This is a genomic window from Marinobacter lipolyticus, from assembly GCF_018424605.1.
GTDB classification, from domain to species: domain Bacteria; phylum Pseudomonadota; class Gammaproteobacteria; order Pseudomonadales; family Oleiphilaceae; genus Marinobacter; species Marinobacter lipolyticus_B.
On sequence record NZ_QTKT01000005.1, the window covers coordinates 196,579 to 222,704 of the forward strand.

Genomic DNA, 26,126 nt, shown 5'->3' on the forward strand with positions numbered 1-26,126 from the left:
AATATTGATGGAAAATATTCCGGAACGTAGACGTCAAACTGGATACGAAACTAGCTTAGTTGACGTAGCCACCATATTCCTGAAACACCGGCGAGTGTTTTTTGGTTTTTTTGTTCTCGTCACTATTGCTGGTTTGGTTTACGCACTGATGACACCCGACAGATATCAATACGTTTCACTTGTGAAGTTGGCTCAGAAGTCGAGCGGCGAATATATAGAAAAGCCCGCCACCATTATCGCCGAACTCGAAAATCTTTGGGTACCGAACCTGAGGGCCACCCATCATGCAGAGCATGACCGGAATCTGCCCTTTAAAATTTCAGCAAGTAACCCTGAAAATACCGGTTTGGTACGAATTGTTTCAGAGGCATCATCATCTACTCAAGAGCTTATCGCTAGCAGCCACCAGCAAATTATTGAACGAATAACGACAGATCAGAAACAGGCCCTTGCTAAACTGAGAAAAAGCTTAGAAAAAGGTATTGAATCTTTGGGCGGAACTATCGCTATGCTTGAAGGCGGACAGGAGACAGGCGAGGCCATAGCTGCATCTATAGAGAAGCAGCTATCACTTGAAGCAGAACTTGATTCGCTTGTGCCTGCGGAGACGCTTGTAGTAGGCCGGCGGAGCGGTGAAAGCACCGGACCTGCTCGCCGGCTTATTGTCGTTCTCTCCGCCGTGCTCGGGATACTGGGAGGCGTTTTCCTTGCGTTTTTTACTGAATTCATAGGTTTAGTGAGGGAGAAGGTCTCCGAAACGTGACGGGAAAGGTCAGTGAGCGCGAACGCGGAACTTTAAAGATCCTATTTTCCGGTGAAGTTGGGGCGCCAAGTCTCTGTCTTACCTGTTTCAAATGAGAAATAATCTGTGAGTTTTAAGTACTGTAGGATTGTCAGCTACCACAAAATGTCTCCTGATATCATTACTAACAAGGCGGATCTTGTGCAGCCAGTTTAAGAGCAGCCAAGCATCATGCCAAAACTTTGATTGGAATATTTAAGTGATTTCTGAGCATCAAAAAAATGTGTTTCTAGTAAGCCAAAACTTCTCAAGTAATAGTGGCGGTGTGGAGACAACACTCAAGAAAATTCGGGAAACCTTAGTAACTCAAGGATGTAGGGTGACGAGGGTAGGAATGACCGGTGAGGTAGAATTCTCGCTGAGACCATATCGTGGTAAAAGCAGCCTCTTTAAAAAGCTATACCTGATTTACGTTGGTTTGAAATTAGGCTTTACCCTCAGGCCTAATGAAGATGATGTCATCATTTCTAGAGACCTGTTTCTTGCCTTTGGGCTATGCCTATTCTTCGGAAAGAAGGTGAGATTCGTGGCGCCGACATTTGTAAAGATGGATATGTATCCTGTGCGGCCGTTGTCAGTAAACCTAAAATTTATAGATTGGCGTATTCAGTATCTGATAACTTATTGTATAGAGAGGATTGTCTTAAAGCGCGCTCGATGTTTTGTATTCAGTGAGTCAATAAGAGAATCTATTGAAAACTATTACCGAGGAGTTTCGCTTGAACATGTGCGTCCAGGTTGTTCTTTTGAGTCTTTAGATTTGAGCCGAAGAGAGGTGGGGAGAAAAACTACCAGTAGATATCTCTTATATGTCGGACGACTCGATGTTAGGAAGAATATCAATATTCTACTAGAAGCAATGAAACACGTTGAAGGTGATGCAGCATTGTGGTTAGTAGGCGATGGGCCAGCCAGAAAAGATCTTGAAAGAAAGGTTAACGAATCAGGTTTAAGTTCGAGAATATTATTTCTCGGCTATCAGTCTAAACAGCAGCTCGTTGAAAAATACTCAGACTCTGAAGCTACAGTCTTACCAACATTCTTTGAATCTTTCGGGCACGTCGTTTTAGAGAGCTTATATTTTTTGACGCCCGTTATTGGTTTCAAGTCGAATGGTGTAAGCTGCATAAACGCCCTCGATGATTTTCGAGACTTTGGACGAATTTATCAATCTGAATCGTTGTCCGCCGCCGGGCTGGGTAATAAGATTAATGAAGTTCTAAGGGAGAACGCTGTACTACTTGAAAAAAGTGACAAAGAGGCACATAGAGAAAATATGGCAAAATCATTCTGTTGGGAGTCCTTTGTATCGCAAGTGACTTCCAATGATTGATGTAAAGTTTGGAAGAAAATTTGACTTGCTTCTAAGCACTTTGATGGTCGCTCTGGTTCTGCCTTTGTCTTATTTTCGTACGGCTATGTTGGGTCAACAGCCTGACGGTGCTGACTTGATAGCTACCCTGGCAACGACTCTCCTTATTTCGCAGTTCGCAACCTCTATATGTATCTTTGGTACACCGTTAAGCTATTCGCGGTTTTACCCAACGATGAATAAAGCGAAAAGAGCTTGGCTCGCTAACTATATTTTTAGAATAAGCTTAGCTTTGATGCTTTTTGGATTCTTTCTAACATTGTTTTCATACATTTTTAATTTCAAAGATGCTGTTGCTTATAAAAGTTTGTCTCAAAGCACGGTTCTGCTTTTGGTGTTAGCATACTTTTCGTTATCTGGGTTTTTAGAGATTTACGCACAACGCTTAGCTGGATATGAAAAGAACTTGGTTTACCAATTGTATGTGAATCACCAAGTTTTCTCTTTGTCGGCTATCCTTTTTTGCTTGTGGTTGTTTGGATTAAATGTAAGCGTCGATAGCCTTTTGGTTGTTCTTGTTTTAATAAAAATTATGGTCCTGCTGCTTGTTCTCTCGAACGACCCTTTGGGGAAAAGCGAGCTTGTTGATGTTATAAAGCCTGAAATGGAAGAAATTAGATCGTTTCTCCGATATAGCTACTTTTCGGGGGTTATTTCTTTTGTTTATATGCGAATCGATCAGATTTACATCTTGCTTTTCTTTGATAAAAAGAGTCTGGCTGGATATTTTGTATCTGTAACTATCGCTCAACTAGTGACCTTTCTGCCCAAGCAAATGTCACATGTAATACTGAGGTATTTCGTTAAGATAAAGGGGCAGGATGAATATCGTCGATATATTGTTGTAGGAGGATTGACCATTGGTTTGTCAGTTTTCGTATTTACTCTTATTTATGGGTTAAATGAGCTGATCCTTCCTTTTTTTGGCTCTTGGGCAGCCTCATACTCTGAAATATTAGTATTGTTATCATTAGTCGGTTTGCTTGGTTGTCTGGGGCCTGTCAATAGTATGTACTCCCTCGCAAAGAGCGAAGCGCGGCTGCACTTTTTTAATTCAATGGCACTGATTTTAGTGCAGGTATTCTCAATAGCACTACTTGCTCCTTTGTATGGAATCAAAGGGCTAATTGCTGCGAAAGCGCTAGCGACGTTAAGTGGACAGCTTGGCTTGACATACATTGTATCAAAAACATTAGGCAACAGCGCTTGGTTTCACCAAAGCATTATTTTTATATTCGTTTTTCTTATTTACTTTCTTGTATATGGGGCCGAATTGTGAAGTTTGTTATTTATGATATTTTTCGATTTTTAAGCTGTCTCCCGTGTGCCTTTTTTGAGAGTATCATGAATCGATTGCCCAACGATATTTCGGGAAATCGGATAAGAGGCTGGTGGTATGGTAGAAAAATAAAAAGTATTGGAAAAAACTTTCAAGTTGCCCAGAACGTGGTCATTGAGCATCCTGAGAATTTAACGATTGGGGATGATGTTTTCATTGGTACAGGCTCTTGGATTTCCTGTATTGGTGAAGGTGTTTTTATTGAAAGAGAAGTGATGTTTGGCGCAGGTGTCAAAGTTGTTTCCAATAACCATCAAATGAAGAATGGAAGCGCTCGTTTTGCTGATGGTATCTCGCAGCGCATAAAAATAGGAGCAGGTAGCTGGATCGGGGCAAATGTGGTAATAACTGCTGGATCAACAATTGAGGCGGGAGTTATTGTTGGTGCTTCAGCTTTGGTGAAAGGAAAACTAAAATCCGGTGGAATGTATGGTGGCATCCCTGCTCGTTTAATTAGAATGGTGAACGAATGTTGAAAGCGATAAAGCGATTTATTCAGCGCCCCGTTTATGTTGAACATTGTTCGCAAACGCTTTACCAAGCGTTGCTAGGATGCTGCCGACTTTATGAGGTGACGCAAAACTGTAAATGGTTGAACCGTGCAGATCACTTAGCTGAGCTTCTGGTCAATGCTCAGAAATCCGATGGTGGATTTGACATAGGATACGATTTTAATTTCGGTTTGCTTCATAAGAGAGGTATGCCAACGTCACCTGAACAGTATGCTGCTTTGGTGCTATGCTACTACGCGAGGATTGGTGGCGCGATTAATGTATCCCCTAGCCTAAATAAATCAGTCAATTGGATTGTAAACGCGATTCAGAAAACTGCAAGAGGTACCTACACACCTTACTCTCCAGAAAACTCGCATGAACTGTATGTTTACAACGGTACATCATTTACTGCTTCTGCACTCGGAGCGTGTCTAGGTGTTACCAAACAAAGTGAGCAAGAAGTCAAAATTTTTGAAGAGTTACTTGAGTTTTTGGATAGCGCATTACATCGAGACCTCAAAGTAGAGGGGGCTGTTTGGTTTTATAATGATCAAGATAGAAACGATTTGGATGTATATACAAAAGAAAAAATAGATAACTACCACGCGCTCCAACAGGCCGAAGTCCATCTTATCAGCAACGACATTTATAAGAGTGAGCTGCAAGAGCGTATTGCGCTAGAAGTAGTGAGTTATATTTATTCTCTCTACGCGACTCAGATTGTCCCTTATTATAATAGAGATCAGTATTCTGGAGGGTTCCACCAAACATGGGGCTATGTTTCAGTGATATCAGTGTTTTCTCATCCATTAGTTAGAAGTAAGTTTCCAAAGTCCGATGATATAGTGAATCGACACATATCTCTCTTGAACGACTTGCTGTTGCCTTCCGGTTACTATGCAGATGCCTTCTCATTGGATGGGCGTATTATCGATCATGGCTATATGGTTCGTTCTGAGGCCTGGATATTTTCGGCTTTGGCCGCGAGTTTGAAAACATCATCAACTCAAGATACAGATGTGCTTGAGAGGTTGGAAGTCATGTACGATATGATGTCTAACGAGGAATTTAGCGGTTATGAAAGTCATGCGTTAAGCAAGAGGAAGCGTATTTATAGCTTTTTGAAGCGTAACTTTTCATGATATATCTTTTACTTGCCGTAGTTTTTACTCCAGAGATTTCGCTTGGTTTCGGGCCTGCGTTCAGGTTAGAAGATCCTTTGCTTTTGAGTATATTTTTTTACCGTTGTTTAATGGCTAATAATAAAATAGATTTTTCCAAGCTTGAACTCTTCATTTTATTTATTATTTTTCTGTTCTCGGTTGTGTGGGCATGCTCGGTATTTAACGGCCTTTTTCAAGGTTGGACGGCTGGTTTTCAAGATCTCAATCAAATTATTCGTTTCGTTAAATATTCATTAGTGATTTATTTGGTCTCTAGTTCCAGTAGTCGAAGTTTCGAAGAGTGGATGCAATTTCGAAAGTCCATCACTTGGATTTCCGTTGGTGCCTTGGCGTTAGGCATTATCCAGTGGTTTAATCCATTAGGAGTCAATTCATATTATATTTCATATGTATCAAATGTTCACGCGTTCACTCTTCTAGATGGCTACCCTTATCCTCGGGCAATAGGGATGGTTGGAAATCCTAATGCCTTCGGATTGGCGTTATTCATGCTGGGATTATCTCTTTACGTTTTTTGGTATGGAGGAAAAAATAAAATTTTTGTTTTATTTTTCGTAACTTTATTCCTGATGCTGAGCTCTGCGATTACGATGTCACGCAGCGTTTTAGGAATATCTCTTATTTTTGTTTTATTTATGCTTCTTCGCTTTAGCTTATTTTTTACTCTTTGTTTGTTAACCTTTTTCACCTTAATTTCAAGTTATCTGAATTTTGCTATTGCCGAAAGTGTTTTCTTTAGATTGCTAGCCGTACTAGATCCTTTGTCAGATGGTAGTTTGCTGACAAGGTTTGATAACTGGAGAGAATCTCTTGACATAATCGTTCGAAATGAGTTCCCGATTTTTGGTATCGGGCCGACTAGGCTTGAGTCATTTATAACCGTGGATAATGAATGGATATATATTTGGAGGTTGTATGGTGTTGTTGGCGTGATCTTGCTGCTTTTATTAGTCTATTGTCCTTTTTTCTTTGCAAAGCGTTTAGAGTTAAATTTTATTTATTTGGTCTTTGGGTTTTGTCTAACCTTGTACTGCTTTGTGGCTCCGTTTTTTTATCATAACACGGTGTTTCCTTTATATATTTTTTTAATAACAGTTTTAGCTAGGTATAAGGAAAAGGTTGATGCGCATTCTTCACGTTGTGCATGATTTTTCTGGTGTTACAGAAACGTTCGTACGAGATCAGGTATCGATTTCTTCGCAGATATCGAAAACGGTCTTGGTTATTTCTAGAGTTCCTTACCGAAAGAAGTCTGTAACTGAATCAGTCGAGTCTTTTAGGTTCCTATTTTTCTTTAGATTCAGTTTTTTAATCAAAATTTTGTATAGACTTGGCTTTTGGCGACAAATTGGAGGCGTTCGTTCGATTCAAAAGGCTGTACAGAAGCTTTCCCCCGACGTTGTGCATTGTCACTTTGGTTGGTCTGTGCCGGAAACAGTTCTAGCTTTGAAAAAGACTCGTTACACAGGACGCCTCGTCGTAAGTCTGCATGGAACTGATGTCAGAAGATCTCACAGTTGGTTTAGAGCATATCATGCTGCTTTTGATTTTTCCGAATGCCAATTTTCTGTTTCCGTTATAACGCCCTCTCATTTCTTGAGATACAAGGCGATTAGACTGATGCGTATTCCCTCGTCGCTAGTACACGTACTACCAAACCCCGTTAACGAGGTTTTCTTTTCGAGAAGGCTACCAGGTGATGCTGCAGCAAAGACCTCGGCGGCATCTCTTAAGGTTCTGAGCGTTGGCCGTCTGATAAGGTGTAAAGGTCATGACCTAGTTATCGAGGCAATTGGAGAGTTGCGGGACAAAGGGCTTCCGGTCCAAATGACCATCATCGGAAGTGGCGATCTGCGAGATGAGCTCGATAGGTTGGTAAGGATGCTTGGTCTGGACTCACAAATATCATTCATTGGTGATATAGCTCACGCAGATATTCCAGCTTATTACGCTGCAAATGATGTGCTAGTACAAGCATCTAGGATCGATACTGTAAAAGGGCAGGAAGAATCATTTGGGCTTGCTGTGGCTGAAGCAGCTGTAATGGGATTGCCGGTTGTGGTGAGCGATGTCGGCGGTTTGCCGGATACAGCTCAGTACGCTAGTTGGGGCCGTGTATTCAAAGAAGATTCGGTTAAAGAGTTGGTTGGAGCTCTTCTAGATGTCAGGTTGGAATTGGTTTCACCTAAAACGACCGCGCAAAGTCCAAGGAGAATTCATGAGTTATCCAGCGAATCATTCAAAACAAAACTGTCAGAGATTTATTCGTTGGCTAATGACTGAGCGCTTCTCTTAGAGAGCTTGAATTCGGGCTCAGAAATTCCTGAAGTTAAACTCTATATTCATTTTGATTTTTAGTTTTCCGCATTTATTTAGATCCACTAACAATTTATCCGGCGAGGCGTTTTATTTTTCGTTAAAAGGTATAATGTACCGATTTCACCTTTGGCTACGCCTTCTTAGTGGTGGTGCGGTTTTTTTAGGGGTAGTATAAATCAATGCGGAAAAGGTAAGCTCCACCAGTCAGGAATGTATAAGTAATTTTTGTTTATTATAAACAACTTGGGTGAGCGTAGTCGTGGAAAAAGCTTTATCCTCTGGTGCAGAATCAATATTTTAAAGGTGTTCTGGAGTGATAATGAATCTTGTCTGTTTTAGATGTGATATTAAAGAGGGTTAGTGCGCGGGTTATGAAGGTCTTATATTGTTAATTTCGTCACTGGTCCCATAGGTATATTGCTTAAATGGTAAAAATTAGATTACGATTTAATCAGTCTTCGCCCAGGTTATTGGTCTGTTTTTTTGTGTAAGTGTTTATTGTGAAATATATTAATATTTTTTATTTTTTGGTGAAACTATGCTAAATTGGGTCAATAAATAGTTAAATGGAGGTTGATTGAATATTATTCACGTTGCGAATTATGCTGTCGGCTCCTCAGTGTATAATGATTTGTTTTTATCTTTAAGTAAAACTTACGCCGTCAATGAACAACTTGTGCTATGTGCCGCAAAACCTGGATCAACTTTGAATGCGGCGGACAGTCCTGGTGTAAAATATTATTTTTTCTCAAAAGTTCCACGTATTATTGGTCCGTTCATATTGTTAAAAGGAATTTTTAAGTTTCTGGTGTTTTTACGAAATAGTGAGGTTCGTAGCTTCGCAAAAAAGGCGACCTTCGTTCATGCTCACACGCTTTTCTCAGATGGGGTTGTTGGATTCGCTTTTTCTTGTTTTTTCAAGAAACGATTGATTGTGACCGTGCGAAACAGTGATGTTTTTTTCTATCTGAGATACTTTCCTTTTTCGAAGAGCTGTGGCCGATTAATATTGAAGAATGCCGAGTCGGTAATATTTCCAAGCATTGCGATGAGGGAAAACTTTGAGAATATCTATGGTAACGAATTTTGTGATAAGAGTTCGGTAATTACGAACGGGATTGATCCAGTTTATCGATCTCGGAACGTGGCCTTTCAAGACAGCGTGCTTAGGATTATTTTTGTTGGTAATGATAGTCCGAATAAAAATCTAGTGGGCTTGATTAAGGCGCTGATCTTATTGGCAGAGAAAAGGCCGTTTTCTAAAGTACAGTTTGATGTTTTTGGCGCAGTAGATCCTGAGTTTCTGGATAAAACTATTAAGGACGCTGAGTTGCTATCGAATATGTCCGTCAATACCTACGGTATAGTGAGCAAGGAACGCTTAGCCGCTGAATATTGCGGCGGCGGAGTTTTGGTAGTCCCTTCGTTTCATGAAACATTTGGTCTCGTATTCATAGAGGCGCTGTCATGTGGAATGCCAGTTGTTTACACTCGCGGACAAGGGGTGGATGGGTTGGTGGGTGAAGAACACGGGCGAAGGTGTGATCCTTCCTCGAGTGAGTCGATTGCAGAAGCGATTTTGGAGGCTTCTAGAATACGCCTTGATGAATGTGTTAGTGCGTATTATCGCGATCGATTTTCTTGGGCAGCTATCGCTAGAGAGTATTGTTCTAAGTTGTTAAAGGGGGAGAAGCCTTAATGAAGGTTATCTATTTACACCAGTACTTTAATACTCCGGAAATGGCAGGTGGTACTCGCTCTTATGAAATGGCACGTCGTATGGTCAGGGCGGGGCATGAAGTTCACATAGTGACTAGCTTCCGCGAATCTAACAGCCAGTGCAAAGGATGGTTCGACACTGAAGAAGCCGGGATTTATGTTCATTGGTATCCCGTACCCTATTCGAACCATATGAGTTATAAGGAGCGCATTTCAGCGTTTTTGTCCTTCGCCAAAGCTGCTCGTCGAAAAACGATCCAGCTGGAAGGAGATGTGATATTCGCGACAAGTACACCGTTGACCATTGCGCTACCGGCTATACCTGCCGCCCGGAAAAAGAAGATTCCAATGGTCTTTGAGGTCCGTGATCTCTGGCCTCAAATGCCGATTGCAATGGGGGCGCTAAATAATCCTCTGCTGCGTTTCGCAGCACAATGGTTAGAACGATGGGCATACAAAAACTCGTCTGCGGTAGTTGCTTTGTCGCCAGGGATGAAAGAGGGTGTGGTGCGTAGTGGTTACCCTGCTGAGAAAGTTGCTGTCATCCCCAACAGTAGCGACATTCAGGAGTTCTCCTATGATGCGGACGCGGCGCAGAAGTTTCGCGCTGAAAGAGATTGGTTGGGACAGAAACCACTATTGGTCTATGCGGGCACCTTCGGTAAAGTAAATGGCGTTGACTATATGGTGGATCTAGCAAGAGCGTTACTGGCCCGAGGATCTGATGTTCGTATTCTCCTTGTGGGAGAAGGGGCAGAGAGATTTAACGTGAAAGACGCTGCGTTTAAGGCAGGAGTCTTTCAGAAGAATCTTTTCATTGAGGATCCTTTGCCCAAGAAAAAGATGCCAGGCTTGCTGAGTGCTGCAACGGTTGCGTCCAATCTTGTTACCGATTTGCCAGAAGCTCGGGCAAATTCAGCTAATAAGTTTTTTGATGCCTTGGCCGCAGGCAAACCGATTTTGGTTAACCATGGTGGATGGATGCATGAACTGATTAACGCACGCGATTGCGGTTTAGCCGTGTGGCAAAAGTCAATTGATGAGGTTGCAGAAACACTGGACAAAAAGATGCATAATCGAGAGTGGCTGGTGCAAGCAGGGCTAGCTGCGCGAAATTTGGCAGAGACATACTTCGACCGCGAGGTATTGGCGGCCCAGTTAATTGAAGTGTTGGAGTCAGCTGTAGCTGACCGTGCTCAACAAGCATCTGCAATTGCGCCCGGCCATTATCATTTCAAGCCACATTAATTTCATGGTCATAAGAGTCATTGGGTTAAATGCTTAAACGACTTTTTGATATTATCGCTTCTGGAATCGGTCTTTTACTTTTAGCGCCGGTTATTGCTATTGTCGCTGTCCAGGTTCGTCGAAAGCTCGGCTCTCCCATCTTTTTTCGTCAAATTCGCCCGGGAAAGGATGGTAAGCCTTTCCTGATGATTAAGTTCCGAAGCATGCTGGATGGCGTAGATAAGCAGGGTAAACTCCTTCCTGATAATCAGCGTATGACGAAATTCGGTAGATTTCTGCGTTCAACTAGCCTCGATGAATTGCCTGAATTATGGAACGTGCTCAGAGGTGAAATGAGTTTGGTAGGCCCTCGCCCTTTACTAATGGAATACCTTCCTCTCTACTCCAAGATGCAATACCGCCGCCATGAAGTCAGGCCTGGCTTAACGGGTTGGGCGCAAGTAAATGGTCGCAACGCTATTTCTTGGGAGCAAAAGTTCCGACTCGATGTCTGGTATGTGGATAACCGTAGTCTCTGGTTGGATTTGAAAATTTTGTTTTTCACTCTCAAGAAAGTGCTGATTCGGGATGGGATCAGGGGCGAAGGTGAGGTGACAATGTCTCGTTTTACGGGGAACAAAGACTGATGATGCGCCTTGCTATATTGGGAGCCAGCGGTCACGGTAAAGTAGTTGCAGACGCTGCAGAGTTAAGTGGCTGGCAAGAGGTTTGCTTTTTTGATGATGCCTGGCCAAATCTCGAGTCAAATGGTCCTTGGACGGTTGAGGGGGGGAATGCTGAGCTTTTTGCCAGAATGAGCGGGTTTGATGGGATAGTCGTCGCAATCGGTGATAACCGAATTCGAAGGCAGAAGCAGCAACAGCTGATGGGGCTTGGCGCAAAGTTGGTGACCATTGTGCATCCTGCGGCCCACGTCAGTCGCTACGCCCTGATAAAGGCGGGCTCTGTCGTCTTTGCCAATGCCGTGGTAAATGCTTGCGCGATGGTGGGTGAGGGCAGCATTATCAATACTGGTGCTGTTATCGAGCATGACTGTCAGCTTGATGCCTTCGTTCATATCAGCCCTAATGCGGTGTTGGCGGGCGGTGTACAGATAGGTGCTGGGAGCTGGATTGGAGCTTCTGCGTCCGTTAAGCAGTTAGTTGAGGTCGGTAAATTTTCGGTTGTGGGTATGGGCGCAGTGGTTACCCGTGATGTTCCTGCTGGCACGACTGTGATTGGTAGCCCGGCCCGGGTTCTTAATCGAAAAATCTCCTAATTTGAGTCAAGTATGTTGAGTTCATCGTTTTCGCCATGGCCCTCATTCACTGAAGAGGAAGCCTGTACCGTAAAGAACGTTCTTTTGTCCAATAAAGTCAATTACTGGACTGGTCAGGAGGGGCGCAAGTTCGAACGGGAATTTGCAGAGTTCGCTGAGACGGAATACGCCATTGCAGTTGCGAACGGCACGGTAGCGCTGGATTTGGCTTTGAGGGGGCTCGGTATCGGGCCCGGAGACGAAGTCGTTGTTACATCCCGAACCTTTCTGGCTTCCGTTTCGGCTATCGTAACAGCCGGAGCGACACCAATATTTGCGGATGTTGATCGTGATTCACAAAACGTCACTCCAGACACTGTTCGATTGGTTCTGACACGGCAGACCAAAGCAATTGTCTGTGTGCATTTGGCGGGCTGGCCCTGTGAAATGGAAGCGTTTCGGGCACTGGCGGACGAATTCGGACTGTTTCTGATTGAAGATTGTGCGCAGGCCCACGGCGCGAAGTACAGTGGGCGGTCGGTCGGTGGGCTTGGCGATGTGGGGTGCTGGTCGTTCTGCCAGGATAAGATCATGACCACTGGTGGAGAAGGCGGTATGGTGACTACCAATGACTCCGCGCTTTGGTCCCGAATGTGGTCATTTAAGGATCATGGCAAGAGCTGGGAGGCCGTCTATGAGCGGGAGCATCCCCCGGGGTTCCGTTGGTTGCATGATTCATTCGGCACTAATTGGCGGATGACAGAAATGCAAGCGGCGATTGGCCGTGTGCAGCTCACGCGAATGGATGAGTGGCATAGTATCCGTTTGAACAATGCCAGGAGGATCTGGGAAACGGCCCGGAATTTACCAGGGATGCGTGTGCCGGAGGTGCCGGAGTGTGTCGAGCACGGCGCTTACAAATGCTATGTTTTTGTTGAGTCGGGCAATCGGGACGACATAATGAGGGCAATCAATGAGAACGGTGTTCCCTGTTTTTCAGGCTCGTGCTCTGAGGTCTATCTTGAAAGGGCATTTGATAACACCAGTTGGCGCCCGGAGAAGCCACTCCCGACTGCGAGGGAGCTCGGTGAAACCAGCCTCATGTTTTTGGTCCATCCGACACTAACCGGGGAAGAAATAAATAAAACCTGTGACGTGATGACGGACGTCGTGATGGAACTTAATCGGGACTTTCTGTAATGAGCGTGATTGAGACGTTTCTTAATCTCCCCAGATATCAGAAAAGAATCATTTCGGTGGTCTCTGACATGGTGGTTCTTTTTTTCGCTATCTGGGCTGCGTTCGCTTTGCGCCTGGAGCAACATCTGTGGGTGCCAAACTGGGATCAGGTAGTTGTCGCAGCCGTGACTGTTTTTTTTACAATCGCGGCGTTTATCCGTCTGGGGTTGTACCGTGCGGTCATCCGCTATCTGAGTGACAAGGCTTTCCTGACCATTATTTATGGCGTGGCTCTCTCCAGCCTTTCTCTGATTGTACTTGGGTACCTCCTGCAGGTATTTGTTCCGCGCTCGGTGCCAGTCATATACGGCGCCCTGGCTTTCTTGTTTGTCAGTGGCTCTCGCCTTGGTGTGCGTATGCTGGTAAATCACCCCCGCCAACGCCGCAAGGAGGCTGTTGCTATAATCGGCGCGGGTCAGACTGGCATGCAGCTGGCCTCTGCTCTGAGCCAGGGTACCGAATACCGTCCAGTGTTGTTTGTTACCTTTGAGCGGGCCAATCATAAGGCCATGATCAATGGTCTGCCGGTGGTCAGTGTTGATCACATTGCTAAGCACGCGGCCAAACATCGGGTTCAGCGCTTGCTTTTGGCACTGGACGCGGATAGCCGAGTGGATAGGAAGGCGCTCCTGAAACAACTTGAGCCTCTCTCCTTGCCGGTGCAAACGGTGCCTTCCATGTCCGAGCTGGTGGCCGGTCAGGCACGTATTAATGATATTCGTGATCTGGAAATTGAGGATCTGTTGGGTCGTGACCCAGTGCGGCCTGATACTGCCATTGTCGCGGACAGTCTGTATCAGAAGGCGGTAATGGTAACCGGCGCCGGTGGTTCCATCGGGTCCGAGTTGTGTCGCCAGATTCTTCGTCACAAGCCCCGCACTTTGGTGCTGTTCGAACAATCGGAATTCTCTCTGTACGCCATTGAGCGGGAACTTCAGTCCATCAACTTAGTCGAGGGGCTCGGGGTAGAGTTGCACCCCCTTCTGGGGAGTGTTTCGCATCGTCGCCGCTGTGAAACCGTCATGAAAGCCTTTGGAATTCAGACTGTCTATCACGCCGCGGCGTACAAGCATGTACCTCTGGTAGAACACAATGTGATCGAAGGTGTTCAGAACAATGTGTTCGGCACTTGGCATGCAGCCGAAGCAGCAGTGGCCGCAGATGTTGAGCGCTTTGTGCTGATTTCCACTGATAAGGCGGTGCGGCCTACCAATGTTATGGGGGCCAGCAAGCGCCTGGCGGAGCTGGTTTTACAGGGCCTGGCCCAGCGCCAGACTAACACGGTATTTTCCATGGTGCGGTTTGGCAATGTGCTAGGTTCCTCCGGCTCCGTAGTTCCATTGTTCCGCGATCAAATTCGTGACGGTGGCCCGCTTACGGTGACCCATCCGGATATCATCCGCTATTTCATGACCATTCCGGAGGCAAGCCAGTTGGTGTTGCAAGCCGGCAGCATGGGGGTCGGCGGTGAAGTGTTTGTGCTGGACATGGGCGAGCCGGTGAAAATTGCCGACCTTGCCCGGAAGATGATTCACCTGATGGGTCTGGAAGAAAAAACCGAGGACGATCCCGATGGTGACGTGGAGGTGGTATACACCGGTTTGCGCCCCGGCGAGAAATTGTATGAGGAGCTGCTGATCGGCGACGACCCGCAGGGTACCGCCCACCCGCGCATTATGATGGCGCGGGAAGCTTCCATGTCGTGGACGGAGGTGGAAGCTACACTTGATAAGCTGATGCGGGCTAGCCAGAGCTTTGACTGCCGCTCTGTGGTGGAGGTGCTGCGTACGGCACCTACCGGGTACGCGCCGAATGGTGAGGTGGCGGATCTGGTTTGGTGTGTGGGGTCTACGCAGCCACCTGCTGTGACGAATGAAGGCAATGTTCGTCGATTACCGGTGTAGCTTTTCCCGGATAAGTTTCCCTCTTAAACACGGACGTTGTAATGATTGATATCAAACACCACGGCGCCACCGCAGGCGTCACCGGCTCCTGTCACGAACTCATCGTCGGTAATTCAGGCGTTCTGATTGATTGCGGGCTGTTCCAGGGCGAGGAAAAAGGCCATGGCTCAGGCGCCCATAATCTCGCCATCGATTTTCCCATTGAGCACATTCGTGCGTTGATCGTAACCCACGTTCACATTGATCATGTGGGGCGTATTCCCTATCTGCTGGCTGCCGGTTTTGACGGGCCGATCATCTGTTCGGAACCGTCCGCGATCATGCTGCCGGAAATTCTGGAGGATGCGCTCAAAATTGGGTTTACCCGGGACCGTGCTCTGATCGAACGGGTTCTTGGCCTGATTCGCTCGCGGGTTGTGGCAGTGCCCTACGGCCAGTGGCATTCGGTGTTTGATGAGGACGACGCTGCGCTGCAGGTTCGGTTACAGCGGGCCGGGCACATTCTGGGGTCAGCGTATGTTGAGTGCGATGCCCATGCATGTTCCGCCCGGGAGCGTATCGTGTTCAGCGGGGATCTCGGTGCGCCCCATGCGTCGCTGCTACCGGAGCCTCAGCCGCCTGAAAAGGCCGATCGCCTGGTCATCGAGAGCACCTACGGTGATAAGGACCACGAAGATCGGGAAACCCGGCGTTACCGCTTGAAGGCGATACTGGAGCATGCGCTGGCGGATGGAGGTACGGTGCTGGTGCCTGCCTTCAGTATCGGGCGTACGCAGGAGTTGCTGTATGAGATTGAAAGCCTGATTGAGGAGTTCGGGGATGATTCCATTGATGCCGGGAAGTCGGATAACGCGTCGCGGGGCGACGCTAATCCGACTTACGGTGAAGAAGGCGAACCTGTAGGTCGGATCAGGCAATGCCGTAATCCGACAAATCAGCCTTTAACTTGGAATAACCTGGAAATTGTGGTGGATTCCCCTCTGGCTGCGGAGTTCACCCGGATTTATGACCGGCTACGGCCATACTGGGATGATGAGGCAATGGCACTGGTTCGCGAAGGTCGCCACCCGTTGTCGTTCGAGCAACTGACAGTCATTGACGATCACCGGGATCATCTGGAAGCGGTGGATTATTTGGCCCGTACCAACCGGCCCTGTGTGGTGCTGGCCGGTTCCGGCATGTGCGCCGGGGGAAGGGTGGTGAATTACCTCAAGGCGATGTTGGGGGATGAGCGCAACGATGTGCTGTTCGTGGGTTACCAGGCGGCCGGCACGCCTGGGCGTGACATTCTGAATTATGGACCCCGTGGCGGCTGGGTAGAGCTGGACGGCGAACGATACGACATTCGCGCGCAGGTGCACCAGGTGGGTGGTTATTCGGCCCACGCAGGGCAGGCTGATTTGCTTCGTTTCGTAGCAGGTATCGGCCTGCCGCCATCGGAGATCCGGATTGTGCACGGTGATCCGGCCGCCAAGCGGGCACTGAAGAACAGGTTCCAAGGTTTAGGGCTAACAGGGATAATGATTCCTCAATAGTGCCTTTAACGCTCGAATGAATAGGATTAGCTAAATGATGAAGACAATTGCCGTTATTGGCTTGGGATACGTGGGTCTGCCATTGGCTGTGGCATTCGGTGAAAAGCGTAAGGTGGTCGGATTTGATATTAACGCCAAGCGAATCGCCGAACTGAAAGACGGCGTGGACCTTACACGGGAGGTGTCTTCTGAGGAGTTGGCCGCGGCGGGTGATTTGTCATTTACGGATTCCCTGGACGGTATTCGTGATTGCCAGATTTATATCGTGACCGTGCCAACGCCCATTGATGAGTTCAAAACGCCGGATTTAACGCCTTTGGTTAAGGCCAGCGAAAGTGTGGGCAAAGTGCTCAAGAAGGGCGATATCGTTATTTATGAATCCACGGTGTACCCCGGTGCGACCGAAGAGGTGTGTGTTCCGGTTCTGGAAAAAGTCTCTGGCCTGGCATTCAACCAGGATTTCTATGCGGGTTACAGCCCCGAGCGAATCAATCCCGGTGATAAAGAGCACCGTGTTACCACCATTATGAAAGTGACGTCCGGCTCAACTCCGGAGATTGCGGATGAAGTAGACGCACTGTATGCCGGTATCATTACCGCGGGAACCCACAAAGCGAGTTCAATTAAAGTGGCGGAGGCGGCCAAGGTGATCGAAAACACCCAGCGCGATCTGAACATCGCGCTGATGAACGAGCTGTCGATGATTTTCTCCCGCCTGAAGATTGATACCCATGAAGTGCTGGCTGCCGCGGGCACCAAATGGAACTTCCTGCCGTTCAAGCCGGGCCTGGTGGGCGGGCATTGTATCGGGGTGGATCCTTACTATCTGACCCACAAGGCCCAGGCCATTGGTTATCACCCGGAGATTATTCTTTCCGGGCGCCGCGTGAATGACAATATGGGCCCTTATGCGGCGGCGGAATTGGTTAAGGCGATGATCAAGGCTGGCCATACCATTGCCAATGCCCGTGTATTGGTGATGGGGTTTACCTTCAAGGAAAACTGCCCGGATCTGCGTAATACCCGCGTAATTGATGTGGTTAAAGAGCTGCGTGATTTTGGTTGTACGGTTGATATCACCGATTGCTGGGCAGACAACGATGAAGCCGAGCATGAATACGGTGTTTCTTTAATAGATAATGCGAAAAACGCACACTACGACGCGGTGCTTCTTGCCGTGCCTCACCGGGAATACGCTGCACTGTCTTCAAAAGAAATTCGGGGTTATCTGAAAGACAACGGCGTGCTCTTCGACCTGAAAGGTGTACTTCCCTTGGGCGAAGCCGATTTAAGACTGTAAATAGTATTTGGTTTCTTGCTATTTAAAACCAGCCTTCGGGCTGGTTTTTTATTACCGCTTGGTAAATAAATAGCTTTGCTAAATGACAGTATTTAACTTATTATTTGTGACGACTTTTGGTCATAAAACATAAGGGTTTTTATTCATGGCGAAGATTAACGATTACTACCAGAAAAAACAGCTTATGGAAAAGCTCTCTGAAGAACTGGCCCAGCTGGAACAGGATCAGGCTCTGAAGAGCGAACTGGAATTCGAGAATAAAGTTCGTGACCTGATGAAGCAGTACAATAAGGCACCAAAAGACGTACTGCAGATTCTGAGTGCCATTGATCCTTCGGTAGCCGGAGCGAAAGCCGACACATCCACCGGCACCCGCGCCAAGCGCCCCCTGAAGACTTACAAGAACCCGCACACCGGTGAAGTGGTGAAAACCCGTGGCGGCAATCACAAGACGCTGAATGAGTGGCGTCAGAAGCACGGTAAAGAAGCGGTTCAGGGCTGGCAGCAGGACTGAATCTCTCTGCGCCCTCTCCTGCTGGGGGAGGGCGTTCCGCACTTCTTTTCATACTCCTTTCCATCATCTGTGACCCACATCAAACTCCCCCTTTCCTTGTCGTTTTGTAATCCCCCAATGTGACGGCGCTCACTCTATTGGCTTCAGTGCCTGAGCTATAGTGCATTTGCGGCCAATAAGAAACATATCGTTACAAAGCTCATCAGAGCAGCCGCCTGTCCAAGCGGGCACGAACTCCATAAAAAACACCGCAGGCAGTGAGCCGGGCGTCGGAACACGCAGTAGCAGGCTCAAACAACACCAATCAGAGACACAGAACGATGAAAAAGAACGCGTACGGATACGCTGTTCTTGCACTGGCTTGCCTGGGTATGGTGCCCGTTGCCCAGGCAGAGCTGGAACCTATTTCCGAGCAGGAAATGAGTGAGGTGCAGGGGCAGGGATTCATGAGCATCGAGAACCTGGATGACGGTACTCATCAGTTCACGCGCATGTCGCTGACCATTGATGCGGAAACCCGCGTGAACGCGGACAGTGTCACTCTCGGGAGCATTGATGGCGGAGCCGATTTTCAGGCCAGCAATGTTGCGCTGGGCCATATTGCCCGTGAAGACGGCGTTCAGCGCATTGACGGGCAGACTTACAGCAAGGGCGATGCGGTTCCGTTCGTCGGCCTGAAACCCTACATTGAACTGGCGGAAGTGGATAACCAACTGGCCGGTTTCCGCATGGGCTTCAAACAGGCCCGCGGTACCTTCTCGTCGGATATGGAATCGTTCAGCGGCAATATCGGCCTACAGATCGAGCAGGCAGATGGCACCATCACGCCCGCAACCCTGTTTGATGCGAACACCAACGCCACCAATTTCCGCGCCACCCATTTCGGCATTGCCGACGCGGCCACCGATTGCAGCGTTGACGGCGGTGGTCAGTGCGCGCCCCTGAATTTTCTGCGCACCCTGGACATTGGCGACGCGCCAGACGCTGAGGGAGACCCCGCCAAATTCACCAACGACTTTTTTCTTTCGTTCCAACGCGAAGGTGTGAACTGGCAGAGCCCCGAAGGCGGTAACGTGATTGAGGCCGGAAAAGGTGTGTTTCTCAATCTGCCGACCAGCATGACCCTGGACGCAACCACAGTGTTCCAGAACGGAATTCCGCGGGAGCAGACCCACTACATCGACCGCGGCACGGGGATGTTCTGATTGTCGGATTCCACTACACTGCGTCTGGTCCATTAACCTGACGCAGGAGCTTTCCCGGTGATCCGCACTTTCTACTGGCACGATTATGAAACCTTCGGCGTGGACCCGGTTCATGACCGTCCCTCGCAGTTTGCCGGTGTGCGGACCGATGCGGACCTGAACATCATCGAAGACCCGCTGGTGATTTACTGTAAACCGGCGGACGACTACCTGCCATCGCCCGAAGCCTGCCTGATTACCGGCATTACCCCCCAGAAGGCCCTGGAAGACGGGTTTCCCGAAGCCGAGTTTATCGCGCAGATTAACGAAGCGTTCAGTCAGCCCGGCACCTGCGTGGTGGGCTACAACAGCCTGCGCTTTGATGACGAAGTGACCCGCCATGCCCTGTACCGCAACCTGCGCGATCCCTACGGCCGTGAGTGGCAGAATGGGAACTCACGCTGGGACATTATTGATATGGTGCGGCTGACGTACGCGTTACGGCCGGAGGGCATCAACTGGCCGCGCAAAGAAGACGGCAACCCGAGCTTTCGCCTCGAAGAGCTGACCGTGGCCAATGGCATCGCCCACGAGGCGGCGCACGATGCCATGTCTGACGTGGAAGCCACCATTGCCGTGGCCAAGCTGATAAAGGACAAGCAGCCCAAGCTGTTTGATTTTGTGCTGAACAACAAAGACAAACACTCCGCCCGGGCGATGCTGGACACCGCCACCCTGAAGCCGGTGTTCCACATTTCGGCCAAATACCCTGCGTCTCGCGGGTGCTGCGCCATGGTCGCTCCGGTGGCCGAGCACCCCACCAACAAGAACCTGGTGATTGTTTACGACTTGCGGGAAGACCCCAGCGAGTTGATCGACGCCAGTGTTGACCAGATTCGTGAGCGGGTATTCACTTCTCAGGCTGAGTTGGGGGAGGGGAAAAGCCGATTTCCGCTCAAGGGTGTGCAACTGAACAAATGCCCGGTACTGGCGCCGCCGACGATGCTCTCGACCCTGTCACCGGAACGGCTGGATGAGTTGCAGCTCAATGGTGAGCAACTTCGTGCCCATCTGGCGATGCTCAGGAAAGCCCCGGACCTGCCGGCCCGCATTGCCGAGGCCTTTAATCAGGATTTTGAGGGCAGCGACCTGACCGATCCGGACGAGCAGCTGTATGCCGGCGGATTTATCAGCAAGACCGATCGCGAGAAACTGAACTGGGTGCTGCAGCAGCCGGTAGAAACCCTGGGTGAACTGGATGTGCGCTTTGACGACGAGCGGTTGCCGGAAATGCTGTTCCGTTATCGTGCCCGGAATTATCCTGGCAGTCTGATGGGCGAGGAAGTGGAACGCTGGGAAAGCTTCCGCAGCCAGCGTCTGATGCAGCCGAAAAAGGGCTGGCGCTCACTGGAGGCCTACGGGCATGAGTTGCAGCGGCTGGCAGCGGATCCGGCGCTGGCGCCAGAAAAAATGCAGATCCTGGAGGATCTGCATCTGTATGGGGAGTCGTTGATTCCTTATATGTAACCCGGCCTCGGTGTCGGATTACGGCTTTGCCTAATCCGACCTACTATTGCCACTGCCACCTCCCCCGTAGGTCGGATTAGCCGCAGGCGTAATCCGACACCCCCTCACCGCCGCTTCATGAAGTACACGCTCAGCCCCTGACCCACGAGGCTTAGCACCTCGCTGCCCAGCGCCTCGGCCTGCACCAGTTTCTGTACTGGCCCGGTCGCCAGGCTATGGCCATCGGAATCCCGTGCTTTGATCAGTTTCCACTCCACCTCGTTGCTCACCAGTGCCATCATTTCTTTCAGCTGGTGAATGTCCTGTGGACGGAACCAGCGGTCGCGGCAGCCGCCGAGGGAATAGAAGTCTTCCTCGTTGAGCAGGCTTTGCCACGCGCCGTCCTCTTTGTTGTTCAGCACGATGCGTCGAAGCTGACGCAGGGCGGTGCGGGTGGGCGAGAGCTTGTGCTGGCTGATCAACTGGCGAATGCGGCGATCACCCTCGGTCTGCTCGGCCACGGCGGTGTGCATGTGCACCACGGCGCCGTTCTGGGTGGCTGAACTGACCAGTGCCGCCAGGGATACTTCGGTCATCGCCGTGGAGGGCAGGCGCCCCACTTCCACCCAATGCACCTTGTGACCATCGGCAACAAATCGTTGGGCGATGGACCAGGGCCAGAAAACGATGTTGTCGATGCCCATGTCGTTGGCCATACGGGAGGCCTTGGCGATGTTGGCCAGGGACTCGTCCACGGCGATGACTTCCACATCGTCCAGATAGTGCGCCAGTTCCATGGCACGCTGGCCGGATTGGGCGCCACACACCATGATCCGCAGTGTGGCGGGCAGGTTGTCGGTGGCGAGTCTGAGTTCTTCCGCCATTAGCACCTTCAGGCTGCTTTCCGCGCGGTACGCCAGTTGTGACCAGCTCGGCCAGGCCTGGGGCACGTCAGCCTTATCGAGGCACAGCTCGTCGGCTTTCTCGTCAAAATTCTGTTTGATGGCTTCTTCGGCGGCGCGGTCGTAGTAGCTGGCGGCCAGTACCGGCTGCATCGCCAGAGGCCAGTCCACCAGGCTCCAGCGGCCAAGATCCATCGCAAAGTCTTGATGGAACAGCGCGCTGTAAAGGGCGCTCAACAGCAGAGACCCGGTGATCGCGTCCTGGGGTTCACCCATTGCAAGCTGCGCACTGATGCTGTTGTTGATGGTGTCGATCAGGCGCTCTTCGTCTTCGTCCGCTGTCAGGGCGTAGCCGGTGCGGTCGGCGTAGCGGGCCAGCGCCAGCGTGAGTGGCTGCAGCTCTTCCCTCAGTTCCGCGGTATGCGCCACTTCAGCAATCACGGCTCGACGGAGCAGGGTGACCAGCTCTTCTACCGCCGGGTCCGGCATCAAGGTTTTTTCCAGCGCCAGAATCAGCAGCTCGTCTTCACTGGCCGCATCCAGCACAATCTGGGCCTGTGGATTGTCCAGATCGTATTGCTGGCGAATGATGGCTGCCACAAACTGACCCAGTTCCTGATGGGGTAGGCCGTCTTTGTTCAGCAGCGCGATGGCATCCTGCGCCAGGGTGGCGTCGGCCTTGTTCACGTTCAGCTGTGCGGCGCAGGTCATCATGCCGCTGTAGACCGATTCCCACTGGGCGCCGGTTTCCAGCAGCTTGCGGTAATGCAGGTAGGCTACATCAAACTGCCCCTGCAGCCGTTTGGCGTGGGCAACACCACAAAAAGCGGCGGCGGATTGCCGGTCAAGCTCCAGCGCCTGCAGGAAATACTGCTCCGCCAGCGCCGGGCGTTCACTCTTCATCGCCCAGTAGCCGAGGTTGGCGTACTGCTGCGCCTGATCCGGCTGGTGGGTCAGGCTGGCGTTGAACAGCGCATGGGCCTTCTCAAGCTGACCATCATCCAGTTCCACCCGCCCCAGCAGGCCCAGCGCACCGGCGTGATCCGGCTCCAGCGCCAGCGCCTCATCCAGGTAGCTGCGGGATTCATGCCGCGCATTGAGTCGTTGAACAAACGACCCGGCCCCGCTGTTGGACTCGCCATAGGCCAGGTTTGCCTGCAACACCAGCCGCGCCACATGCGCCTGCCGGGATTCTGAAGCCTGAATGTGATGCTGTGCTTGCATGGGACACCTCTTGCCTTTCTTATTAACCCTGCAGTAACTGCAGAACCTGCTGGGGCCGTGCGTTGGCCTGCGACAGCACGGAGAGACCGGCCTGCTGCAACACCTGGGTACGGGCAAGCTCGGCGGATTCAGCAGCGAAGTCCGCATCGCGGATGCGGCTGTTGGACGCCGACAGGTTTTCAGACGTGGTGCTCAGATTCGCGATGGTCGATTCAAAACGGTTCTGAACCGCGCCGAGCTCGGCCCGGATGCCGTTGATGCTATCGATGGCGAAATCTGTGAGGATCATCGCCAGGTCTGCACCGTCCTGGGTGGAAATGTCGGTGTCATTCAACGTGACTGTGTCTGCCGCCGGATCCGGATCGATGTCTTGGTTGGTACCGCCGTCAACTGAGAAATTCACTGCGTAGTCTTCGCCGAACTGTGATGAAAATATCAGTTCGTCGTTTGTACGGTTCATATTGGCGGAAATGCCTGTGGTTGGCGTTTGGGCATTGATTTGTCCAAGCGCATCCTGCAATGAACGGGCTTCACTGACGCTTACGACGGTATCGTTGCCGTCTGCGTCAGTGAGGGTGACCGTAAAGTCAGCCGTGCGTCCGTCTGCAAAGATATCTTCAAGTGAGTCGGTTCCGTCGGTCAGGTCGAGGATATTTGTTGATTGCCCGATAACGGAGCCGAGCTGGCTGCCACGGCTATCAAAACCACTAACACTAATAGTGTCGCCGGCATTTGCGCCGACCTGGAAGGTTTGAGTAAGAAGGCTTCCGTCCAGGACATTGAGGCCGTTAAAGGAAGTCTGGCCTGCGATCCGATTAACTTCAGCGATGCGCTGCTGGACCTCAGAGTTCAAAGCTTCCCGGTCTGAGGGGCTGTTGGAGCCGTTAGCTGATTGCACTGCCAACTCACGAATGCGTTGCAGGTTAGCGGTAATCTCGTCCAGGGCGCCTTCCGCAGTCTGAGCGAGGGAAATGCCATCGTTCGCGTTGCGCTGAGCCATGTTCAGACCCGTAATCTGCGACTGAAAGCGTTCGGATATGGCGAGCCCCGCTGCATCGTCCTTAGCGGAGTTGATGCGTAGGCCAGACGAGAGGCGCTCGAGCGCGGTATTTGCATCAGATTGGGATGCATTAAGGTTGCGCTGTGCGTTAAGCGACGCGATGTTCGTGTTGATGATCTGAGGCATAGTATTTCTCCCTGCTCTGAGGTGCCGGTAACCCCGTGCCCGATCAAGATTGGGAACGCATTGCCGGCGGACATTCATGGAATTGCCGTTTGACGAGAGCAAAGCGAAAGCCGTGCCATGTTAGTCTTTAGGTTTTTAAAATACTGATAATTATTAATTTATTGGAATGGGGTTGTGGGTGGCGAAGATCGGTTTTTGCGGTTCGCGGAAGTGGTTTGCCGCTTTTTTGGCTCTTTTTACAATGATTAACAAAATCTCTGAAGATTTTTCTAAAGGATGAGAAAGGGGTGCCGTTAAGTGAGGTAACAGGGCGGCGCTTCAAACCAAAAAACGGGCGCCAGACCTTTTCCATGAAATAACGACATCGGTCGAAGGAGAAGCAATATGGCTCTCGGTATCAACACAAACATCGCCTCCATCAATGCTCAGAATCAACTGAATAAGTCTCAGAGTCTTAATGCTCAGGCTTTGGAACGTTTGTCCTCTGGTCTTCGCATTAACTCTGCCAAAGATGATGCGGCCGGCTTGCAGATCGCAACGAGCTTGGACTCTCAAATTCGAGGCCAGACTGTTGCTTCAAGAAATGCTAATGACGCAATCTCAATGATCCAGACGGCTGAAGGCGCTCTTGATGAGGTGGTAAATAACCTCCAGCGGATGCGAGAGTTGGCTGTTCAGGCTGCCAACGGTAGTAACGGGGCCGACCAGCGCGCGGCAATTCAGGAAGAGATGGATGATCGCGCAGCGGAAATTACCCGCACACTTAATTCTGCTGAGTTTAACGGTATCAAGTTGTTGAGCGGTGCCGCGACTGATGTGGACTTTCAAGTTGGCGCGAATACAACTGCAGACGATACTGTCACGGTAGGCTTTGCGGACTTGGCTACAGCAGGTGCAACGAGTGCTGTTCCTCAGTCGCAAGATGTGACTGACGCGACGACCTCCCAAACCGCGATCGACGATATTGATACCGCACTGGACAACGTTAACGCAAAGAGAGGGGAGTTCGGTGCGGCTCAAAACCGCATGGACAGTGTCCTGAACACGCTAGCTGCATCTGTGGAAAGTGCTGAAGCATCGAAGAGCCGAATTCTCGATGCGGATTTTGCATCGGAATCCGCCAAGCTGGCCAAGTCCAACGTACTCCAGCAGGCCGGTATCTCGGTTCTGGCCCAGGCCAACGCCCGTCCTAACCAGGTTCTGTCCCTCCTGCAGTAATCGGGGCATCGTGACGGCAGCTACCCTTTCGATCTGAAGGGGTAGCTTCACGCCGTTAGAGGATAGCGAGGTAAGCTATGAATGACGTGAACCTGAACAGCCCGGATCTGAAGCTGGTACGCTCCAGTGAGCAAGCTCCGGCTCGGGCGCCCGCGTCACCTCAGAACGAAGGCAGCAATGCCTCCGCTCAGTTTGCAGCTTCGTCAGCTGGCCGGTCAGTGTCGGTGCAGCCCTCCCAGATCCAGGAATCGTCGAAAGCCGCCAGGCTGGAAGCGAGGAATGATCAGCAGCGGGAGCAGCTGGACGATGCCGTGACCCAACTGAACGATTATGTTCAGACAGTCCAGCGGGATCTGAAGTTCGAAGTGAATAATGAGCTGGGTGAGACCATCGTGCGTGTGGTGGATCAGGACACCCAGGAAGTTATTCGGCAGATTCCGGACGACGTGGCGTTGAGGTTGGCAGAGAACTTGCAGCAGGACGAACCGCTGACGTTATTCAACGCAAAGGTGTAATACCTTGCCGCTTGCGGTTTAGTTGAGTAATGGCTTTACAGCACCGCCGCACCCGCAAGGGTCCGGCGGCTTTATGCGTTTAACAGGTTTGGATTTTACACTCTGTAACAAAAGGCCGATGGATAAAGGCAAAGTTTTGCCGCTTTTGGCCGTTATACAGAGTAACCGAGTCACACAGCCTTTCA

22 protein-coding genes are annotated in these 26,126 nt (G+C 49.9%); 20 read left to right on the forward strand and 2 right to left on the reverse strand.

The features are described 5' to 3' along the window. Window positions 1–7: 7 nt before the first annotated feature. The 18 genes from DYI22_RS09450 to sbcB all read left to right on the forward strand — a co-directional run bounded on the left by DYI22_RS09450 (window position 8) and on the right by sbcB (window position 20,917). Window positions 8–763 carry a lipopolysaccharide biosynthesis protein gene (locus DYI22_RS09450; RefSeq protein WP_213477814.1) on the forward strand — a complete coding sequence of 252 codons (756 nt, stop codon included), beginning with the start codon at window positions 8–10 and terminating at the stop codon, window positions 761–763. 238 nt (window positions 764–1,001) lie between these two features. Further along, complete coding sequence (locus DYI22_RS09455) at window positions 1,002–2,135, forward strand: glycosyltransferase family 4 protein (RefSeq protein ID WP_213477815.1); 1,134 nt, start codon at window positions 1,002–1,004, stop codon at window positions 2,133–2,135. Next, window positions 2,128–3,453 (forward strand): hypothetical protein, encoded by a 1,326-nt coding sequence (locus tag DYI22_RS09460; protein ID WP_213477816.1) that lies wholly within the window; start codon window positions 2,128–2,130, stop codon window positions 3,451–3,453. The genes DYI22_RS09455 and DYI22_RS09460 overlap by 8 nt, the downstream gene beginning before the upstream one ends. After that, window positions 3,450–3,989, forward strand: coding sequence for an acyltransferase (locus tag DYI22_RS17635; RefSeq protein ID WP_213477817.1), 540 nt, complete (start codon window positions 3,450–3,452; stop codon window positions 3,987–3,989). Before DYI22_RS09460 ends, DYI22_RS17635 begins: the two co-directional genes overlap by 4 nt. Continuing rightward, window positions 3,983–5,149 carry a hypothetical protein gene (locus tag DYI22_RS09470; protein WP_213477818.1) on the forward strand — a complete coding sequence of 389 codons (1,167 nt, stop codon included), beginning with the start codon at window positions 3,983–3,985 and terminating at the stop codon, window positions 5,147–5,149. The genes DYI22_RS17635 and DYI22_RS09470 overlap by 7 nt, the downstream gene beginning before the upstream one ends. After that, window positions 5,146–6,339, forward strand: coding sequence for a hypothetical protein (locus tag DYI22_RS09475; protein ID WP_213477819.1), 1,194 nt, complete (start codon window positions 5,146–5,148; stop codon window positions 6,337–6,339). Before DYI22_RS09470 ends, DYI22_RS09475 begins: the two co-directional genes overlap by 4 nt. Further along, window positions 6,314–7,474 (forward strand): glycosyltransferase, encoded by a 1,161-nt coding sequence (locus tag DYI22_RS09480; RefSeq protein WP_213477820.1) that lies wholly within the window; start codon window positions 6,314–6,316, stop codon window positions 7,472–7,474. The genes DYI22_RS09475 and DYI22_RS09480 overlap by 26 nt, the downstream gene beginning before the upstream one ends. A gap of 613 nt (window positions 7,475–8,087) precedes the next feature. Then, the gene (locus DYI22_RS09485; protein WP_213477821.1) at window positions 8,088–9,209 is read left to right on the forward strand and encodes a glycosyltransferase family 4 protein; all 1,122 of its coding nucleotides are present in this window, start codon (window positions 8,088–8,090) and stop codon (window positions 9,207–9,209) included. Next, a complete protein-coding gene (locus DYI22_RS09490) occupies window positions 9,209–10,477 on the forward strand; it encodes a glycosyltransferase family 4 protein (protein ID WP_228300933.1) in 1,269 nt (422 codons plus the stop codon). The genes DYI22_RS09485 and DYI22_RS09490 overlap by 1 nt, the downstream gene beginning before the upstream one ends. A 29-nt stretch (window positions 10,478–10,506) precedes the next feature. Beyond that, window positions 10,507–11,103, forward strand: a complete 597-nt coding sequence (locus DYI22_RS09495; protein ID WP_213477822.1) for a sugar transferase — start codon at window positions 10,507–10,509, stop codon at window positions 11,101–11,103. After that, the gene (locus DYI22_RS09500) at window positions 11,103–11,735 is read left to right on the forward strand and encodes an acetyltransferase (protein ID WP_228300934.1); all 633 of its coding nucleotides are present in this window, start codon (window positions 11,103–11,105) and stop codon (window positions 11,733–11,735) included. Before DYI22_RS09495 ends, DYI22_RS09500 begins: the two co-directional genes overlap by 1 nt. A gap of 12 nt (window positions 11,736–11,747) precedes the next feature. Continuing rightward, entirely contained in the window at window positions 11,748–12,914 is a 1,167-nt protein-coding gene (locus DYI22_RS09505) for a DegT/DnrJ/EryC1/StrS family aminotransferase (protein WP_213477823.1), read from the forward strand. After that, complete coding sequence (locus tag DYI22_RS09510; protein WP_228300935.1) at window positions 12,914–14,857, forward strand: polysaccharide biosynthesis protein; 1,944 nt, start codon at window positions 12,914–12,916, stop codon at window positions 14,855–14,857. The genes DYI22_RS09505 and DYI22_RS09510 overlap by 1 nt, the downstream gene beginning before the upstream one ends. A 41-nt stretch (window positions 14,858–14,898) precedes the next feature. Continuing rightward, window positions 14,899–16,392, forward strand: a complete 1,494-nt coding sequence (locus DYI22_RS09515; RefSeq protein ID WP_213477824.1) for an MBL fold metallo-hydrolase RNA specificity domain-containing protein — start codon at window positions 14,899–14,901, stop codon at window positions 16,390–16,392. Between the two features lie 37 nt (window positions 16,393–16,429). Beyond that, window positions 16,430–17,692 carry a Vi polysaccharide biosynthesis UDP-N-acetylglucosamine C-6 dehydrogenase TviB gene (gene tviB, locus DYI22_RS09520; protein WP_213477885.1) on the forward strand — a complete coding sequence of 421 codons (1,263 nt, stop codon included), beginning with the start codon at window positions 16,430–16,432 and terminating at the stop codon, window positions 17,690–17,692. A gap of 145 nt (window positions 17,693–17,837) precedes the next feature. Beyond that, on the forward strand, window positions 17,838–18,206 hold the full coding sequence (locus DYI22_RS09525; RefSeq protein WP_213477825.1) for a histone-like nucleoid-structuring protein, MvaT/MvaU family: 369 nt from the start codon (window positions 17,838–17,840) through the stop codon (window positions 18,204–18,206). A gap of 320 nt (window positions 18,207–18,526) precedes the next feature. Further along, entirely contained in the window at window positions 18,527–19,411 is an 885-nt protein-coding gene (locus tag DYI22_RS09530; protein ID WP_213477826.1) for a hypothetical protein, read from the forward strand. 57 nt (window positions 19,412–19,468) lie between these two features. Continuing rightward, a complete protein-coding gene (gene sbcB / locus DYI22_RS09535; RefSeq protein WP_213477827.1) occupies window positions 19,469–20,917 on the forward strand; it encodes an exodeoxyribonuclease I in 1,449 nt (482 codons plus the stop codon). A gap of 104 nt (window positions 20,918–21,021) precedes the next feature. On the opposite strand, the gene DYI22_RS09540 is transcribed toward sbcB, so the two are convergent. Both DYI22_RS09540 and DYI22_RS09545 read right to left on the reverse strand, forming a co-directional pair. Next, window positions 21,022–23,022 (reverse strand): tetratricopeptide repeat protein, encoded by a 2,001-nt coding sequence (locus tag DYI22_RS09540; RefSeq protein ID WP_213477828.1) that lies wholly within the window; start codon window positions 23,020–23,022, stop codon window positions 21,022–21,024. A gap of 22 nt (window positions 23,023–23,044) precedes the next feature. After that, complete coding sequence (locus DYI22_RS09545) at window positions 23,045–24,208, reverse strand: flagellin (RefSeq protein WP_213477829.1); 1,164 nt, start codon at window positions 24,206–24,208, stop codon at window positions 23,045–23,047. 384 nt (window positions 24,209–24,592) lie between these two features. On the opposite strand from DYI22_RS09545, the gene DYI22_RS09550 reads away from it, so the two are divergent. Next, window positions 24,593–25,426 carry a flagellin gene (locus DYI22_RS09550; RefSeq protein ID WP_213477830.1) on the forward strand — a complete coding sequence of 278 codons (834 nt, stop codon included), beginning with the start codon at window positions 24,593–24,595 and terminating at the stop codon, window positions 25,424–25,426. Between the two features lie 77 nt (window positions 25,427–25,503). Further along, window positions 25,504–25,941: a flagellar protein FlaG gene (locus tag DYI22_RS09555; RefSeq protein WP_213477831.1), complete on the forward strand. Its 438-nt coding sequence runs from the start codon at window positions 25,504–25,506 to the stop codon at window positions 25,939–25,941. Window positions 25,942–26,126: the final 185 nt, after the last annotated feature.

Excerpts from the sequence above, each read along its gene's own strand:
- DYI22_RS09450 (WP_213477814.1), top strand. The coding sequence starts at position 8 with ATGGAAAATATTCCGGAACGTAGACGTCAAACTGGATACGAAACTAGC.
- DYI22_RS09460 (WP_213477816.1), top strand. The coding sequence starts at position 2,128 with ATGATTGATGTAAAGTTTGGAAGAAAATTTGACTTGCTTCTAAGCACT.
- DYI22_RS09470 (WP_213477818.1), top strand. The coding sequence starts at position 3,983 with ATGTTGAAAGCGATAAAGCGATTTATTCAGCGCCCCGTTTATGTTGAA.
- DYI22_RS09475 (WP_213477819.1), top strand. The coding sequence starts at position 5,146 with ATGATATATCTTTTACTTGCCGTAGTTTTTACTCCAGAGATTTCGCTT.
- DYI22_RS09480 (WP_213477820.1), top strand. The coding sequence starts at position 6,314 with ATGCGCATTCTTCACGTTGTGCATGATTTTTCTGGTGTTACAGAAACG.
- DYI22_RS09490 (WP_228300933.1), top strand. The coding sequence starts at position 9,209 with ATGAAGGTTATCTATTTACACCAGTACTTTAATACTCCGGAAATGGCA.
- DYI22_RS09495 (WP_213477822.1), top strand. The coding sequence starts at position 10,507 with ATGCTTAAACGACTTTTTGATATTATCGCTTCTGGAATCGGTCTTTTA.
- DYI22_RS09500 (WP_228300934.1), top strand. The coding sequence starts at position 11,103 with ATGATGCGCCTTGCTATATTGGGAGCCAGCGGTCACGGTAAAGTAGTT.
- DYI22_RS09505 (WP_213477823.1), top strand. The coding sequence starts at position 11,748 with ATGTTGAGTTCATCGTTTTCGCCATGGCCCTCATTCACTGAAGAGGAA.
- DYI22_RS09510 (WP_228300935.1), top strand. The coding sequence starts at position 12,914 with ATGAGCGTGATTGAGACGTTTCTTAATCTCCCCAGATATCAGAAAAGA.
- DYI22_RS09515 (WP_213477824.1), top strand. The coding sequence starts at position 14,899 with ATGATTGATATCAAACACCACGGCGCCACCGCAGGCGTCACCGGCTCC.
- tviB (WP_213477885.1), top strand. The coding sequence starts at position 16,430 with ATGAAGACAATTGCCGTTATTGGCTTGGGATACGTGGGTCTGCCATTG.
- DYI22_RS09525 (WP_213477825.1), top strand. The coding sequence starts at position 17,838 with ATGGCGAAGATTAACGATTACTACCAGAAAAAACAGCTTATGGAAAAG.
- DYI22_RS09530 (WP_213477826.1), top strand. The coding sequence starts at position 18,527 with ATGAAAAAGAACGCGTACGGATACGCTGTTCTTGCACTGGCTTGCCTG.
- DYI22_RS09540 (WP_213477828.1), bottom strand. The coding sequence starts at position 23,022 with ATGCAAGCACAGCATCACATTCAGGCTTCAGAATCCCGGCAGGCGCAT.
- DYI22_RS09545 (WP_213477829.1), bottom strand. The coding sequence starts at position 24,208 with ATGCCTCAGATCATCAACACGAACATCGCGTCGCTTAACGCACAGCGC.
- DYI22_RS09550 (WP_213477830.1), top strand. The coding sequence starts at position 24,593 with ATGGCTCTCGGTATCAACACAAACATCGCCTCCATCAATGCTCAGAAT.
- DYI22_RS09555 (WP_213477831.1), top strand. The coding sequence starts at position 25,504 with ATGAATGACGTGAACCTGAACAGCCCGGATCTGAAGCTGGTACGCTCC.